This is a genomic window from Micropepsis pineolensis, from assembly GCF_055392125.1.
In genome coordinates this window covers 3,407,908-3,423,830 of sequence record NZ_AP042408.1, presented here as the reverse complement: position 1 = coordinate 3,423,830, position 15,923 = coordinate 3,407,908, and the positions used below count along the sequence as shown (strand labels likewise).

Sequence of the window (15,923 nt, the reverse complement as noted above, 5' to 3'; positions counted from 1 at the left end):
GATCAGATGGTAACTTGGGTGCCCAATTCAACCACACGGTTGGGCGTCAGCCGGTAATAGCGGGCTGACGACAGCGCGTTGGAGGCCAGCGCCATGTAAAGCCAGGTGCGCCAGCGCCCCAATTCGGGGTGTTCTGAAGGCACCAGGGTTTCCCGGCCGATGAAATAGGTCGTGGTTTCGGTATCGAGTGCCAGACCATAGGCCCGCGCCCCGGCCAGCGCGGCGGGCAGATCCGGCGTTTCAAAAAAGCCGTAATGGATGCGCACGGCGAAAAAGCCCTTGCCCAGCTTTTCGACTTCCAGTCGTTTGGCGGGCGGTACAAAGGGGCTGTCCTCGACCGCAACATTGGCCAGGATCACCCGCTCGTGCAGCACCTTGTAATGTTTCAGGCTGTGCAGCAGCGCGCCGGGCACCACATCGGTACGCGAGCTTAAGAACACCGCCGTGCCAGCCACGCGCTGGGTCATCTTGTCGGCACGTTCCAGAAACAGATCAAGGCTGAGCGAGGAATCGCGCACATGCTCGAGATGGGCGCGCCGGCCCAGCCGCCAGGTTTCCATTACCAGATAAACGGCAGTGGCAATCAGCAGGGGCAGCCACCCCCCCTCGGCAATTTTCAGCGCGTTGGAGCTCAGGAAGGCGAGATCGATCAAGCCCAGTAAACCGAATACCGGAATGACAAAGCGCAGTTTCCAGCCCCAGCTGCGGGCGGCTACCAGCGCCACCAAAAGGGTGCTTAAGAACATTACGCCGGTCACGGCAATGCCATATGCGGTCGCCAGAGCATCCGAATTCTTGAAGATCAGCACGATCAGCACGACACCAATGCACAGATAGACATTCATGCGCGGCACATAGATCTGGCCAAATTCGGTGGCCGAGGTGTGTCGGATTTCCATACGTGGCAGCATGCCAAGCTGCACCGCCTGTTGGGTTACCGAATAAACCCCGGAAATCACTGCCTGCGAGGCGATCACGGTGGCGATAGTTGATAAAAGGACCATGGGCAGATGGGCCCAGTGCGGCACCACGGTGTAGAAGGCGGCGTTTGCCATACCGGGTTCACGCAGCAGACCGGCACCTTGGCCGAAATAGGTCAAAAGCAGCGCCGGCAGCACAATGGCAAGCCAGGCCAGACGGATCGGGCTTCTGCCAAAATGGCCCATGTCGGCATACAGCGCTTCACAGCCCGTCACCGCCAGCACGACGGAGCCCAGAGAAACAAAGGCGGTCCAGGGTTCTTCAACAAACAGCATCAGGGCGTAATGCGGGCTAAGCGCCATCAGAATACGCGGGGTGTGCAGTACCGAGATCAGGCCGGTTACCGCCAGAATGGCAAACCACAGCACCATGATCGGGCCAAAGATTTTGCCGATCTTTTCCGTGCCGCGTGATTGCATTACGAAAAGTGCAATCAGAATGACCAGCGACAAAGGCAGTTCGAGCGGCTGGAAGCTTTTGCTAGCAACCGACAAGCCTTCAATGGCGCTCATCACCGACATGGCGGGGGTCAGCATGCCATCACCGATGAACAAGGCCAGGCCGAAGATGGCCGCCACACCGATGGCCAGTTTGAGGCGTTTATCAAGTTTCTGAGCGCGGTGGGCCAGCGATGCCAGTGCCAGTACGCCGCCTTCGCCATCGTTATCGGCGCGCATGATGAGGAAGACGTATTTCAACGTCACCACAAACACCAGCGACCACACGATCAGCGAGACCACACCGAAGATGGCATCCTGTAGCGCGACATGGGCACCCGCGGCCAGCGCCGATTGTTTCAGGGCGTATAGCGGGCTGGTGCCGATATCGCCATAGACGATACCAAGGGCTGCCAGCGTCAGGGCCAGCTTACGCTTACCCTTCGGTTCCTTGCCGTCATGCCCGGTGGTGAGCTGAACGGAATCGTTCAACGGGTCGTTATCCGCCTCGGCGGTGATATCAGAGATGTTCGAATTCATGATCGGGTCGCGTGCAAGCAATCCATTGGGCTGACGGCGAGTTGGCCGCTTTGGCTCTTCGTGCGTTATGCATCCGAAGGCCGCCGGTTTCACGCGGAAAATAGGCTAACTGCACCGCATGGCAATAGGGTGGGGCCACCACCCGGCTAAAAAATAATAACTGACTGTAATTAAACGATTATGTTGCGGTAAGGTGCCGGGGCATCCCGCACCCCGCGGTCAGATCGTGATTTGGGTGCCAAGTTCCACCACACGGCTGGGCGGCAGGCGGTAATAGCGCGCCGGGGACAAGGCGTTGGCGGCAAGGCTCATGTAGAGCCAGGTGCGCCAGCGGCCCAATTGCGGGTGCTCCGATGGCACAAGGGTTTCGCGGCCGATGAAATAGGTTGTGGTCTCCGGCTCCAGCGCAACGCCAAAGGCGCGCAGGCCGAGCAGTGCGGCGGGAATGTCGGGCGTTTCAAAGAAGCCGTAATGGATGCGCATGCTGTAAAAGCCTTTGCCCATCTTCTCGATCGTGAGGCGCTTTTCCCTGGGCACAAAGGGCGCATTGGCCACCGCGACCGTGGCCAGAATAACCCGCTCATGCAGCACTTTGTTGTGCTTGAGGTTATGCAGCAAAGCCCCCGGCACGGTATCCGTGCGGGCGCTTAAAAACACCGCCGTACCGGCAACCCGCACCGGGGTGCGGTCGGCCCGCTCCAAAAACAAATGCACCGGCATGGAAGAATCGCGGACATGGTCAAGATGCGTGCGCCGGCCCAGCCGCCAGGTTTCCATCACGATATAGACGAAGATACCGATGAGCAAAGGCAGCCAGCCACCCTCGGTGATTTTCAGGGCATTCGACAACAGGAAGGCAAGATCGACCAGCGCGAGGATGGCAAAGACCGGGGCAACCAGCCGCAGCGGCTTATGCCAGACCCGCCATGCGACCAGCCCGACCAAGGTGGTGCTCAAAACCATATCGCAGGTGACCGCAATGCCATAGGCCGCCGCCAGCGCGTTGGAGCTTTTGAAAATCAGTACAATGAGGATAACGCCAACACACAGATACGCGTTCATCCGTGGCACATAGATCTGGCCGTAGTCGGTTGCCGAGGTGTGGCGGATTTCCATGCGTGGCAGCATGCCAAGCTGTACCGCCTGCTGGGTCAGCGAGAACACACCGGAAATCACCGCCTGAGAGGCGATCACGGTGGCGATGGTTGACAAGATCACCATCGGGTAATGAGCAAAATGTGGGACCACAGCATAGAATGCCATCGCGGCCTTGGCCGGATCACGCAACACCGCCGCACCCTGACCGAAATAGGTCAGTAGTAAGGCTGGAAACACCAGCCCGACCCACGCCCAGCGGATCGGTTGCTTGCCGAAATGGCCCATGTCGGCATACAGTGCTTCACACCCAGTTACTGCCAGCACAACAGACCCCAGCGAAACAAAGGCGGTCCAGGGTTCTTCGACAAACAGCATCAGGGCGTAATGCGGGCTGATCGCAGCCAAAATCTGTGGTGTATGCCAGATCGAAACCAGGCCCATGATCGACAGCAAGGTGAACCACAGTACCATGATCGGCCCGAACAGGCGGCCGACTTTGGCCGTGCCGTGCGATTGAATGGCGAATAGTCCGATCAGGATCACCAGCACCAGCGGTATGACCAGTGGTTGCAGCGCCGTGCTGTCAACGGTGAGGCCTTCGACCGCGCTCATCACCGAGATCGCCGGGGTTAGCATGCCGTCACCAAAAAACAGCGCCAACCCCAGAATGGCGGCGGTCCCAATGGCCCGTTTGGCGGTTTTGCTTAAGCCCTCGGCACGGTGGGCCAGCGAGGCCAGTGCGATAATGCCACCCTGGCCGTCATGATCGGCCCGCATGATGATGATGACATATTTGATCATCACCACAATGATCAGTGCCCAGACGATCAACGAAACCACGCCAAAGATGGCGTTCTGCACTGCGACATGGTGGCCGGCAGCCAGTGCGGTTTCGCGCAAGGCATAAAGCGGGCTGGTGCCGATATCGCCATAGACCACGCCCAGCGCGGCCAGCGTCAGGGTCCAGCGCCGTTTGGTATCACACGGCGCGCTCGGTCCGTGACCTTCGCTCGTGCTCACCTGAGCCAGTGGGTCGGCAGGATCCGGGCCGGAACTATCCCCCGGATTATCGGGAAATGGGGCCATAGCTTTGCGTAAGCCTGTGACTGTGATGGGGGGCGGCAATGGGCTGTAGCATCCGGGCTCCTGCGTAGGGTTACGCGGCTGTAATATGCTACGTTAGCGCGAAGTTCTGCGGCTGCAAACGGTTTGGCGAAAAGATGTTCCCAATATGCCGCGCTCAGGGGCGCTGGCTGATCCGTGCCGGGCTGAGAGCCATCGGGCCAAGATCTGGCGGATTGGTTTTGCCAGTTTGGGGCAGTGCTAGTGCGATGTCTTTATCACTTGCAGGCAAATCCGGCGCCGCGTTGGAGAACAGGCCTGAAATGTCATCTTCATGGTTGGGTGGGGCGGGTTTGTCGGGGCCGATGAAGCCCTGCACCTCATAATTACGTACCCCCCAGCCCCCGCCCGGCATGTTATAGACGTTGACCATGCTCCAGTCCTGATTGGGACTGGCATCACGCACCGGGTTATTTTTGTAGATCTTGCCGTCGTTGAACCAGTTGGCATGATCGACGCGGATTTCATGCGGATTGACGATGCCCGTGACCACGGCAACATGGGCCCGGCTGGTTCCGGCGTAATTGTGCAGCACCATAACCGATCCCTTGGTGGGGATCATGCGGCGGGCATAATGATTCTTGGCCTGATCCCACCAGGTGTAGGCATCGCCGAACAGTTTAATTTTGGAATGGTTGCGGGCAAATGGCACACATTCCCCACCCGGTTCGTCTGTTGGTGGGGTACTCGGGTGATAGGGAATGGTGGATGGCCGGGGCGTGCTGGCGCAACCTGCTGCCAACGCTGCAACGAACAGGATAAGCCCCGGAACCCGGAGCCTGCTGTGGTATATGCCCCCCCGGGGAATCAACCGATCAATCCCTTGATGACCGTGGTGCTGCAATGGGTTGTGGTGCCGCGGTGGTTAAGCTGCGCCCGAAGCTGCGGCCGGAAAAGCCCATCACCCCAATCGAGACCAGTCCGGTCACTGCAATCAGGAAGAAGGGGGCGCTCCAGGCGCTTTCGGCTAAGGTGAATGCGGGCAGGAAAACGCCAACCATCAGCTCCGGCGCACCGCGCCAGCCACCGGCATAGCGTTCACCCCGGCGCAAAGTCCGGGTGAATTCCGTCTGGCGATTGAAGAAGGCTTCCATCGTCGCCTTAGTGTTGGCCAGAATCAGACCGCTTGGGAAGATGATCGACAAAAGCAGGGTGCGGTGCAGGCCAACGGCACGATGGCGGCCCAGAAGCTTCTGGCCGAGGAAAACATAGGCGAAGCTGGTGCCAAGCCCGAAGGCGGTCACCACCAGCCCCAGTATGCCGACCGATTGCAGGTACACCGCGCCGATATACATCAGCACCAGACTGATCACCGCGCTGGTAAAGGCCAGGGTGTAGAAGGCGAACTGGCACATCTGCAGGCTCATCGCCAGCTTGAAGGTCAGCGGCAGGCGGCTGCCCCAGATCTGCGGCAACAGCTTGCGGGCGCATTGGGCGTGGCCCTTGGTCCAGCGGGCCTGTTGGGCGCGCCATGCGGCGGCCGTTTCCGGCAGTTCCGAGGGGACTTCCAGATCTTTCAGATAGGCCGTGCGCCAGCCATGCAGGGTGCAGCGCATCGACAGATCAAGGTCCTCGGTCAGCGTGTCCCCGGTCCAGCCACCAGCATTTTCAATGGCTTCGCGGCGCCAGACCCCGGCGGTGCCGTTAAACGAAATCGGCAGCCCGGCGCGGAATCGGCCTTCCTGTTCGATGGCAAAATGCGAATCGAGCAAAAACGCCTGAACCCGGGTCAGCCAGTTTTGGGTGCGGTTGGCATGGGTCCAGCGCGACTGGACAAAGCACAGACCGGCATCACCGATCAGCACCGGCACCGTCTTGCGCAGGAAATCGACCGGCGGCATGAAATCGGCATCGAACACCGCAACATAGGGGGCGGTGGAATGGGTCAGGCCAAAGGCCAGATTCCCGGCCTTGTATCCGGTGCGGTCGCCGCGCTTGAGCACGCTGACCGTGATACCGGCCGGGGTAATCGCCGTGATCGCGGCCATCAGGCCGGCATGCAGCTCTGCATCGCCGTCGTCCAGCACCTGAATTTCAAGCTTGTCGGCGGGCCAGTCCATCGCCATGGCGGCGCGGGCAACGCGTAAGGCCAGATCGCCTTCGTTGCGCACCGGCAGCTGTACCAACACGTTGGGCAAAGCCGAATCGGGCAAATGGGGGGTACGCAGACGCCGCTCGGGCCAGAACAGACGGAACAGGCTGACGACGACAAGTTGCGCCGACAAAACCGTTAACAGAACGAGGATTGCTGCCAATCCGTACTGCAAGCCTTCAGACAGGGCTGTAACTTGGCCAGTCATCGAGGAAACCACATGGATGAAACCACCGGATAACACTTAACGCTTCGTACACCATAACGGTCGCGTGTCTAAGCCAAAGCTTTCGGCAAGCTTAACGTCCGTCCACAAAGTAGGATTTTGCGGCTTTATCGGCCAATTCTCAAGGGGGCACGACGGCAGATGGTCGATTTAATCCAAAGTCAGGCGAAAACGCTTGATCGCCAAGGTCATAGCGGCAGCGGTAAACAGCAGCATCGGCCAGATATCGGGCCAGATTTCGGTCCAGCCGGCCCCCTTTAACAGAATCCCCCGCACGATGCGTAAGAAATGGGTAATGGGCAAAACTTCACCAATGGCTTGCGCCCAGTCCGGCATGCCGTGGAACGGAAAGATGAAACCGGACAGCATGACCGAGGGCAGGAAGAAGAAAAACGTCATCTGCATCGCCTGCAACTGGTTCCGGGCTACGGTCGAGAAGGTGTAGCCCACCGCCAGCAGCGCGGCGATAAACAGGATCGACACCAGCGCCAGCAGACCAAGCGAGCCTTCCATCGGCACATGAAACAGTCCCCAGGCCAGAATCAGGATCAGCAGGCCCTGAAACGCGCCGACAAAGATGTTGGGCACGATCTTGCCGATCATGATCTCGACCGGGTGAGACGGCATGGCCAGCAGATTCTCATAGGTGCCGCGTTCGCGTTCGCGCGTCAGTGCCGCCGAGGTCGACAGCACCATTGTCAGTGTCAGGATGATTCCCAAAAGCCCCGGCACGATGTTGTACTGGGTGATGTTTTCCGGGTTGTAAAGCTGGTGCACCGTGATGCTGTAGGCGGGCGTGGTGGCGGCATATTTTTGTAAGGGGCCAACCAGATCATCGCGTAAGGCAGAATTAACAATGCCGGTAAGCGCGGCAATGGCGTAAGAGCCTGCCGCCGGGTCGGTAGCATCGGCCTCAACCCGCACCTGCGGCGTGTCACCATGGATCAGATCGTGGGTGAAGCCTGCCGGAATTTCAACCGCGAAGGTGGCGCTGCCTTCGGTCAGCATCTGGCGGGCGCGGTCGGGCGAATGGGTTGCGGCAACGATATCGAAGTAGCCGGAATTTTTTAACGCCGCGATAATGGCATTGGGCAGCGGGCCACTATCGGCCACAGTCACCACCGTGGTCAGATGCTTGGGCACCATGTTGATGGCATAGCCGAAGATCATCAGTTGCATCAGCGGAATGCCGATCAGCAGCGCCAGCGTTAAGCGGTCGCGGCGCATCTGCAGCAGTTCTTTTTTGATCAGCGCATTGATACGATGCGCTGAAAAATGATCAGAGAACTGGTGGAAAGACATTTTGCTGAGGCCCCAACCTGTCATGGCGCATCGCCTTTGCGGTTCTGCTGAAGCTGGATGAAAACATCCTCCAGACTGGGGGCGGCTTCACGAACGATCAGTGCCGTATTGTGGCTGGCGGGTTGCAACGCAGCTTGCAACAGCCTGCGGTCATAGCCGCTGACATGCAGCTCGGCCCCGAAAAAGGCGACAAAGGGCACTCCGGGGGCCTGACGTAAATCCCCGGCCAGCGCGCGGGCCCCGGGCCCTGCGACCGTGTAGGTTACTAGGCCGGAGCTGGCGATGATTTCCCCCACGGTCCCTTGGGCAATCAGATGACCGACATTGATATAAACAATGCGGTCGCAGCGTTCGGCTTCGTCCATGTAATGGGTTGAAACCAGCACGGTGATACCTGCCGCCGACAAGCGATGAATTTCATCCCAGAAGTCGCGCCGGGCTTTGGGATCGACACCGGCGGTGGGTTCATCCAGCAGCAGCAGTTTGGGCGCGTGCAGCATGCAGGCGGCCAGCGCCAGCCGCTGTTTCCAGCCGCCGGATAGTTCCCCGGCGAGTTGCTTCTGACGCTGGCTTAACCCCAGTTGCTCCAACGTCTGTTCGACCAGAATTTTGCGTTGGGGCAGCCGATAGAGTTCGGCAACGAAATCAAGATTTTCGCGGATGGTCAGGTCTTCCCAGAAGCTGAATTTCTGGGTCATGTAGCCGGTCTGGCGCTTGATGGCATCCGCCTCGGTGCGAAAGTCAAAACCCAGACAGGTGCCATGGCCTTCGTCCGCCTTCAGCAGCCCGCACAACAGCCGCATGGTGGTGGTTTTGCCCGAACCGTTGGGGCCCAGAAAGCCCCAGACCTCGCCAGCCGGAATCGCAATATCTACCGCATTGACGGCAATTTTTGTGCCGAAACGCTTGGTTAATCCGTGTACGTTGATAGCGTATTCGGGCATCAGGGCTATCTCATAACGGTCGCACGTCAACCGGCTGACCGGGGTGCAGTTTGATGCCGCCGGGTGCGCGCGCCTCGGCCTTGTAGACCAGCTTATCGCGGCTTTTGACCGAGAACACCACCGGCGGGGCGTATTCATAACTGTTGGCGATAAAGGTCACCGTGGCGGTGATGGTGCCACAGCCATCACAGGAAATGGCGACCTTCTGGCCCTGATGCAGTTTGGCGAACTGTGTTTCCGGCACGAAGAAGCGGACGAAGACATGATCGGGCGGCAACAGCGCAATCACCGGCGCGGCAGCACTGGTATATTCGCCGGGGCGGAAATAGATGTCCTCGATCCGGCCACTGACCCGACTGGCGATCTGGCGTTGCGACAGTTGATACGATGCCCCGGCCAGACTGGCGCGATACTGGCTCGTCATAGCCGAATATTGCTGCAAGGCGGCTGCGGCGCTGTCACGGACCTGTCTGGCCTCGTCATAGGCTTGTTTGGTGGTGCCGCCGCTGGCCAGCAGTGCCTTTTGGCGGACAAGCTGTTTCTCTGCCAGTTCCAGGCTGGCGCGGGCGGATTTTTGCTGCTGCACCGCCTGCGTGATGGTGGCCTCGGCTTCATTGCGGCTGGCGGTCTGGCTGTCGGCGTCCAGCGTGAACAATGTCTGACCCGCGGTAACCGCCGCACCGCGCTCGACCGCAAGGTTGGTGATCCAGCCTGCCGATGGGGCCGCGACATAGACATAGTCCGCCTCGGCATAACCGAGCCAGTCGGCGTCGCTCTTGGGGCTGCAACTGCTCAGTCCGGCACAGGCCAGACCAAGGACAAGAAACAGGGGCGCATTAGCGTGGGGCATAGGCGGATTCCGGCGTTAAAAGCCCATTCAGGAGAATGTTTATATGCGTTTCGAATAATTTTCGTGTGTCGATCGGGTCGTGCGGGTCAGAAAATGTCGTGCGCCAGATGACGCCCAGAATGATTGGGGCCACGCACAGCCGGACCACCATATCCCGCGGCAGGGGGCGGAACTGGCCCAGGGTGACACCCTTGTCATAAACCACACCCAGCACTGCCATGACCTTTTCGATGACCTCGATGCGCCAGAAATCGGCCAGTTCCGGGAAATTCCCGCTCTCAGCAATGATGATTTTGGGCAGCGCGGCATGTTCATCATTATGCAGAAAAGCGGCGATGGCCCCCAAAGCCCGGACCAGGCTGTGGCGCGGGCTATCGGCAAAGCTGGCCATGTCTAACGTGGCTTTGTTCAGGGCTTTGCTCACAGTTTCGCGGGCAAGCGATTTGAACAGTTCATCCTTGCTCGGAAAATAGAGGTAGATCGTGCCCTTGGTGACACCGGCGCGGGCCGCGATGTCCTCCATTCGGGTGGCGGCAAAACCCTTTTCTGCAAAGACGCTTAAGGCCGCCGTAATGATCTCGCCGGGGCGGGCGCGCTTGCGCCTGCTCCAGTTTCTGGCTTTGGGTTGGGCTATATCTGGTCCGTTCATTCCCCTAAATTACTAAATGACCAGTCATTTATCAAGTAAAAATGATAGGGTGTCATCGTTAACGGTATGTTGACGAATTAGCCCGTAAATGGGCAAAGTTTGAGCGAAATTGTTGTCTTTTTCCGTACCGATTGTGATTGGGTTTGATGGTTGTGTCAGATGTAGACGGGGTTTGCGCCAGAAGTGTGCATTTTTAAGTGAATCTCTAACCTGCTGTTAATCATACCCTTTAGCGTTTCGTTACGGTGTTTCGGGTAGATTGCCCTCTTATGTGTGGTAGTGAAGCGCAACAGTTCTGTTTGTTGTTCAACGCCGAAGCTGAGTCTGCGGGCTGGCCGATGCGGTGTGATGCTGCGTGTCACTTTGGTGAACGCAAACTGAACGAACTGCATGGCGTATGGCGCGAAAAAGCCAAGAACGGTGTGCCGTCGCGGGCCGCACTCGACATGCGCACGCTGAAACTCTTCATGCGCCACGTCACAATTCTGGAAAAGGTTGAAACCCCGAACGGCCACAGCTACCGCTTCCGCCTGTTCGGTTCGGCGCTGGCCATGGTGTTTGGCGAGCATACCGGCCATCTGCTGGAAGAAATGGTGCTGCCCTCGGCCTATCCGGGATGGCTGGCATTTTACGATATGGTGCTGGCAACGCGCAGCCCGCTACAGCTGATCAACACCTTTCGCGTCGAGATGATCTCTTTTTTGCGTGGGGAATTGTTCGCGGCTCCGCTGACCGATGACAGCGGTGACGTGCGCTATATTCTGGCGGCGACCTTCGTCGATAATGTCGAAGCTGCGCAGGCTCCCTTTGCCCAGGCGGGCCCTCTGTCGGTTTAGCAGAATATTTCGCTTCACACCGCGTAACGGTGCAGCTCCATGCCGTGCTGGCGCAGCCAGTCCTGCGGGGTGTCGACATCGTCGATCATCTGACGCACCAAGGCCCAGAAGCGCGGGCTGTGATTCATTTCACGTAAATGCGCCACCTCGTGGGCGGCGACATAGGTCAGCACGAAAGAGGGTGCCAGAATCAGCCGCCAGGAAAAGGACAGGCTGCGTGTGCTTGAACAGGAGCCCCAGCGGCTGCGCGTATCATGCATGGCGATGCGTTTGGGGTGCACGTCGATCCCTGCGGCGAAGCGGCAAACGCAGGCTTCGAAGTCCTGCCGGGCGGTTTTCTTGAGGAAATCAACAATCCTCCGTGGCGTATGTTCGGGAGCGCCGCCGACGATAATCTGGCCCAGAGCCTCGTCTACGATCACTGCGCTGCGTTTATTGTCAGACGCCACGATACGATAGGGGACACCGCGCAAGGGGACTTGTGCCCCCACCGCCAGCGGTACCCGTTTGGGCAGCACCGCCAGTTGCTGGGCAATCCAATCACGCTGATCATGGGCAAATTCGACCGCGCCATTCATGGCACGGCGGGATGGCGCCACTACGCTGACTTCACCGCTCGCCGGGTGAACTTTTATGATCAAACGTTTTGCGCGAGGATTCAGTCTCACCTTCATCTCGACGGCATTGCCTTCAATTTTTAAAAGCTCACGATGGACTGCAATGCGCCCTTTAAACGCGGGCGAACTCATCTTAGGCATAAAACCGTCTTTGGTGCACCATCTGTTCGTCGTAAAGCCGTAGCCTCACTATGAAGCTAAAAACGCAAACAGAATCAAATTCGCCCCTTTTTCTCTTTCGCCTTCACTTAAGTCAAATACAAAGACCGCGCGATATTACAGCCCTGACTGGGATTGGGCCGCGCGGGCGGCTTGCAATTTGGTGTGCTATTGCCGATGGTTTTGCTACGACAGCAGGCAACCTGAGGGTATCTCGATGAACGCGGATAAGATTGTCATTCTGGCCGGTGGTTACGGCCTTGCCATGGTGCTGGGCGCTGTGGTGATGCAGTTCGTATTCGGCGTGGCACCATGCGAAATGTGTTTCTGGCAGCGTTATCCGCATATCGTGGCGGCGGTGCTTGGTCTGGGCGGATTTGCCCTCAGCGTCTTCAGCCCGTCGGTCAAACGGTTTTTACCGGCGCTGGCGATGCTCGCGCTGTTGTTCATTGCTACCTCGGGGTTGATCGGAGCCTATCATTCCGGCGTGGAATGGAAAATCTTTCCCGGCCCGTCGTCCTGCACCGGGGCGCGTGTTGTTTTTACCGGTAAAATCGATCTCTCCGCGCCATCGGTAGTGCGTTGTGATATCGTTTCCTGGCGCTTCTTAGGTTTTTTCTCGCTGGCCAACCTCAATGCGCTCTTTTCGTTGGGTTGGGCTGTGCTGGGGACTGTGCTGTTGTGGCACCCGGGACTGGTGGCGGATCTGCTGGCCCGTCGCCGCGCCGGTTAATGGTGTAGAGTGAAGGCCGCCTGCGGGCTTTTTCCGGCGACCATATTGCGTAGCGTTCTGGTGGCAATGGGCTTTGAAGCAGGGCTGACGTGCGGGCAAAGGCAGACATCACGCTGAAACAAGCGCAGCGCCGGACCATTTCCGGTGCGGTGGCGATCGAATTTGCTTTTATTATCCCGATTTTACTGGTGTTGCTGCTGGCGATTTTCGAAGTCGGCATCATCTTCTTCGCGCAATTTGTGTTGAAAAATGCCACCGTTGCCACCGCGCGGGTGATCCGTACCGGCAACAGCACCAGCTACAGTGCAAACCCGACACTGGTCGACTATATCTGCAGTAAAACCGACAGCAGTCTGGGTAAACTGGCCGCTAATCTGATCCTGCCATCTTGTACTTCAAAGCTGCGGGTGTATGAGGCGAACTATACGAGCACCGGCATCGCGGGGTTTCCCAGCATCAAGTCGTCGGATTTAACAAATAATGGCACCACCGGTTCGTCACTGACCATGGCGGCGCTCGATTCAACCACACAACCTTGTTCGGTTGTTCTGCTGCGCGTCACTTATGCTTGGGATGTGGCGACCCCTGGGCTGTCCTGGTTTCTGGTCAATTATGGCACGAGCCAGTATTTGCTGACTGCGACCGAGGTTTTCCAGAACGAGCCAAAATCGGGGGCCTCCAGTCAATGTTCCTGATCCGGTCATTATCTGCACGGCTTCATTGCTTCGCGAACGCATCCCGGGGTGTGGTGGCGATGGAGTTTGCCCTCATCCTGCCCGTTTTGCTGCTGATGTTTTTTGCGACGCTGGAGCTGGCCACCGCTTTTGACTGTCGCACGCGGGTAACCGATGCGGCGGCGTCTACTGCAGATCTGATCGCCCAGCGCAGTACCGTCAGCGCTACCGACTTAAGCAATATTCTGTGTGCCACAAAAGCGGTGATTCTACCCTATTCTACGTCGGGAACCATCAAGCTGGTGGTCACCAGTGTCGCGTGTAGTAACTTTAGCAGCTCCAGTAATGCCTGCACCGCTAAGGCGGTGGCCTGGAGCCGCTATACCAGCAATACCACTGCACGCACGGCAGTTCCTGCTGATACCACTTTGCCGCTGACCATGTTTACCGCATCGGGGGCCGGTGTGGTGATGACCGAGCTGAGTTATACCTATACGCCGCCCTTAACCCATTTTCTCACAGGTCCGATCACCATGAGCTGGACGGCCTATTCGATTCCGCGCAGCATTACGGCGGTCAGCAGCACTGGTGGCACGATTGCTGATTGCTCGCTCGCTTCTTAAAAACGCAAAAAATAAGCGGGCGAAAAAGGTTTCGCCCGCCTGATGTTTCGTGAATAAGAGGGCGGCTGATCAGCCGGTCATCTTTTTATCATGGTCGCGGTCGCGACGCGGCTGCTGCGGCTGATACGCCTTGCGGGCGTGGGCTTCGCAATACGGTGAGCCGATTTTGACCTTGCGGCCACAAAAATGAAACTCGCCGTCTGACGGATCGCCGATCGGCCAACGGCACATATGATCGGTAATGGTCAGTACAGTGGCAAAGTTACCATCGTCGAGCGGCAGCGGCGCTTCCTCCACCACCGGCGCAGGTGTGGGGGGGCGGGGCGCAACGCGCGGCGCGGTGGGTAAACGGGGACGCTCGGTCTGGGCCGGAACCGCCCGGCCTGCCAAGCCGAGACGATGCACCTTGCCGATCACCGCATTACGGGTAACACCACCTAAGGTGCGGGCGATCTGGCTGGCTGAGAGTCCCTCACTCCAGAGCGACTTCAGTTGTTCGACGCGTTCGTCGGTCCAATTGGCCTGTGTCATACGCTAGTTCCTCTCGGAAAGCCCTGCATGCGATCCATCTTTCGGGCCTGCTTTCTGGGCACTACATATCGTAGCATCCCTTTTGCTGCGCACAAGGGATGTGATGCCGTGACTAGCCCTTCGTCCACAGAAAGTGGCTAAATACCAGAGGTTTTCCCCCGGAAAGTGGATTTTAAGCCTGTTTTAGGGCAAAAATCCGTTTGGGTTGTGGATAAAGTCATTGTCGATAAGCTTTACTTGTATGTGTGTCCAAGAAATTGGATAAAACGCCCTGCCTTATCCACAAGGCTTAACATTAACTCTATCTGGAGGCTTTGCCGTGTTCCCGTCCGTATTACCGACCTATAAAAGAGCGGATCTCGCGTTTGTCCGTGGCGAAGGTACTTACCTTTATGCCGAGGACGGGCGACGTTATCTCGACTTTGGGGCCGGTATCGCGGTCAACGCTTTTGGTCATGCCAACCCCGTGCTGGTGGCGGCCCTGACCGAGCAGGCCCACAAAATCTGGCATTGCTCCAACCTGTATCGCGTGCCGGGGCAGGAAGCCCTGGCCCAAAGGCTGATCGATCACACCTTTGCCGACACCATGTTCTTCGGCAATTCGGGGGTCGAAGCCTGCGAATGCGCCTTTAAAATGGCGCGGCGGTATCAGTTTGTCAGCGGCCATGCCGAGCGGTTCCGTATCATTACCTTCAAGGGCGCCTTCCATGGCCGTACGCTGGCGGCCACCTTTGCCGGCGGTAATGCGCATTACATGGAAGGGTTAGGGCCCAATATGGGCTTTGATACCATTGATGCAGGCGATCTGGCCCTGGTCGAAAAGACTATCACGTCTGAGACCGCCGCGATCATGATCGAGCCGATACAGGGCGAAAGTGGTATCCACGTCATGGATACGGCATTCCTCAAAGGCTTGCGCAGCCTGTGCGATACGCACGGCTTGCTACTGATTTTTGACGAAGTGCAGTGTGGTCTGGGGCGCACCGGCTCGCTGTTTGTCTATCAGCAGGCCGGTGTCACGCCCGATATCATGCCGATTGCTAAGGCCATTGGCGGTGGCTTCCCGCTTGGTGCCTGTCTGGCGACCGCCGAAGCGGCCAAGGGCATGACCTATGGCACGCATGGTTCGACCTATGGCGGTAATCCGCTGGCGATGGCGGTGGGGATTGCTGCTTTTGATATGATGGTGGCCCTGGGCTTTATCGAGCATGTGCGTCAGATCGCCGGGTATTTTAATCAAAAGTTGTCAGGTCTTCTGGCGGCCTATCCGTCGGTGTTTGAAGAAGTGCGGGGCTTGGGCCTGATGCTGGGCCTGAAGCTAAAAGCCGCCGTGCTCAATACAGATTTTATTGCCGAGCTGTACCGACAGGGTTTGCTGGTGGTGGGCGCGGGCGAAAATGTCATTCGCATTTTGCCACCGCTGATTGTTGCAGAAGCCGAGGTGGATGAAGCGATCGAAAAGCTTTCTGCCGCCGCTGAAAAATTCACTGCTCAGAAAGCATCGTAAAT

Annotated in this window: 15 protein-coding genes; 5 read left to right on the top strand and 10 right to left on the bottom strand. The window is 58.1% G+C overall.

Annotation, left to right across the window (positions count from 1 at the left end):
* Positions 1-2 precede the first annotated feature (2 nt).
* From ACZ5RI_RS15160 to ACZ5RI_RS15125, 8 genes are all read right to left on the bottom strand, one after another.
* Positions 3-1,958, bottom strand: coding sequence for a potassium transporter Kup (locus tag ACZ5RI_RS15160; RefSeq protein ID WP_464514045.1), 1,956 nt, complete (start codon positions 1,956-1,958; stop codon positions 3-5).
* 219 nt (positions 1,959-2,177) lie between these two features.
* On the bottom strand, positions 2,178-4,142 hold the full coding sequence (locus tag ACZ5RI_RS15155; RefSeq protein WP_464514044.1) for a potassium transporter Kup: 1,965 nt from the start codon (positions 4,140-4,142) through the stop codon (positions 2,178-2,180).
* Positions 4,143-4,296: 154 nt separating this feature from the next.
* Positions 4,297-4,830, bottom strand: a complete 534-nt coding sequence (locus ACZ5RI_RS15150) for a CHAP domain-containing protein (protein WP_464514043.1) — start codon at positions 4,828-4,830, stop codon at positions 4,297-4,299.
* A 163-nt stretch (positions 4,831-4,993) separates the two neighbouring features.
* Entirely contained in the window at positions 4,994-6,478 is a 1,485-nt protein-coding gene (locus ACZ5RI_RS15145) for a glycosyltransferase family 2 protein (RefSeq protein WP_464514042.1), read from the bottom strand.
* Positions 6,479-6,646: 168 nt separating this feature from the next.
* Positions 6,647-7,822 carry an ABC transporter permease gene (locus ACZ5RI_RS15140; RefSeq protein ID WP_464514041.1) on the bottom strand — a complete coding sequence of 392 codons (1,176 nt, stop codon included), beginning with the start codon at positions 7,820-7,822 and terminating at the stop codon, positions 6,647-6,649.
* Positions 7,819-8,742: an ABC transporter ATP-binding protein gene (locus tag ACZ5RI_RS15135; RefSeq protein ID WP_464514040.1), complete on the bottom strand. Its 924-nt coding sequence runs from the start codon at positions 8,740-8,742 to the stop codon at positions 7,819-7,821. Before ACZ5RI_RS15135 ends, ACZ5RI_RS15140 begins: the two co-directional genes overlap by 4 nt.
* A 10-nt stretch (positions 8,743-8,752) precedes the next feature.
* Complete coding sequence (locus ACZ5RI_RS15130; protein ID WP_464514039.1) at positions 8,753-9,592, bottom strand: HlyD family secretion protein; 840 nt, start codon at positions 9,590-9,592, stop codon at positions 8,753-8,755.
* Positions 9,579-10,241, bottom strand: coding sequence for a TetR/AcrR family transcriptional regulator (locus ACZ5RI_RS15125; RefSeq protein ID WP_464514038.1), 663 nt, complete (start codon positions 10,239-10,241; stop codon positions 9,579-9,581). The genes ACZ5RI_RS15130 and ACZ5RI_RS15125 overlap by 14 nt, the downstream gene beginning before the upstream one ends.
* A 269-nt stretch (positions 10,242-10,510) precedes the next feature.
* On the opposite strand from ACZ5RI_RS15125, the gene ACZ5RI_RS15120 reads away from it, so the two are divergent.
* Positions 10,511-11,077 carry a PAS domain-containing protein gene (locus tag ACZ5RI_RS15120; protein WP_464514037.1) on the top strand — a complete coding sequence of 189 codons (567 nt, stop codon included), beginning with the start codon at positions 10,511-10,513 and terminating at the stop codon, positions 11,075-11,077.
* Positions 11,078-11,091: 14 nt separating this feature from the next.
* Here the strand turns inward: ACZ5RI_RS15120 and ACZ5RI_RS15115 are convergent, their stop codons facing one another.
* Positions 11,092-11,676, bottom strand: coding sequence for a M48 family metallopeptidase (locus tag ACZ5RI_RS15115; RefSeq protein ID WP_464514036.1), 585 nt, complete (start codon positions 11,674-11,676; stop codon positions 11,092-11,094).
* Positions 11,677-12,070: 394 nt separating this feature from the next.
* Between ACZ5RI_RS15115 and ACZ5RI_RS15110 the strand changes: the two genes are divergently transcribed.
* The 3 genes from ACZ5RI_RS15110 to ACZ5RI_RS15100 all read left to right on the top strand — a co-directional run bounded on the left by ACZ5RI_RS15110 (position 12,071) and on the right by ACZ5RI_RS15100 (position 13,883).
* On the top strand, positions 12,071-12,586 hold the full coding sequence (locus ACZ5RI_RS15110; RefSeq protein ID WP_464514034.1) for a disulfide bond formation protein B: 516 nt from the start codon (positions 12,071-12,073) through the stop codon (positions 12,584-12,586).
* An 89-nt stretch (positions 12,587-12,675) separates the two neighbouring features.
* Positions 12,676-13,281 (top strand): TadE/TadG family type IV pilus assembly protein, encoded by a 606-nt coding sequence (locus tag ACZ5RI_RS15105; protein WP_464514033.1) that lies wholly within the window; start codon positions 12,676-12,678, stop codon positions 13,279-13,281.
* A 59-nt stretch (positions 13,282-13,340) separates the two neighbouring features.
* The gene (locus ACZ5RI_RS15100) at positions 13,341-13,883 is read left to right on the top strand and encodes a TadE family protein (RefSeq protein WP_464514032.1); all 543 of its coding nucleotides are present in this window, start codon (positions 13,341-13,343) and stop codon (positions 13,881-13,883) included.
* Positions 13,884-13,952: 69 nt separating this feature from the next.
* Here ACZ5RI_RS15100 and ACZ5RI_RS15095 read toward each other — a convergent pair whose 3' ends face one another.
* Complete coding sequence (locus ACZ5RI_RS15095) at positions 13,953-14,414, bottom strand: GcrA family cell cycle regulator (RefSeq protein ID WP_464514031.1); 462 nt, start codon at positions 14,412-14,414, stop codon at positions 13,953-13,955.
* 319 nt (positions 14,415-14,733) lie between these two features.
* On the opposite strand from ACZ5RI_RS15095, the gene ACZ5RI_RS15090 reads away from it, so the two are divergent.
* Positions 14,734-15,921 carry an acetylornithine transaminase gene (locus ACZ5RI_RS15090; RefSeq protein WP_464514030.1) on the top strand — a complete coding sequence of 396 codons (1,188 nt, stop codon included), beginning with the start codon at positions 14,734-14,736 and terminating at the stop codon, positions 15,919-15,921.
* Positions 15,922-15,923 lie beyond the last annotated feature (2 nt).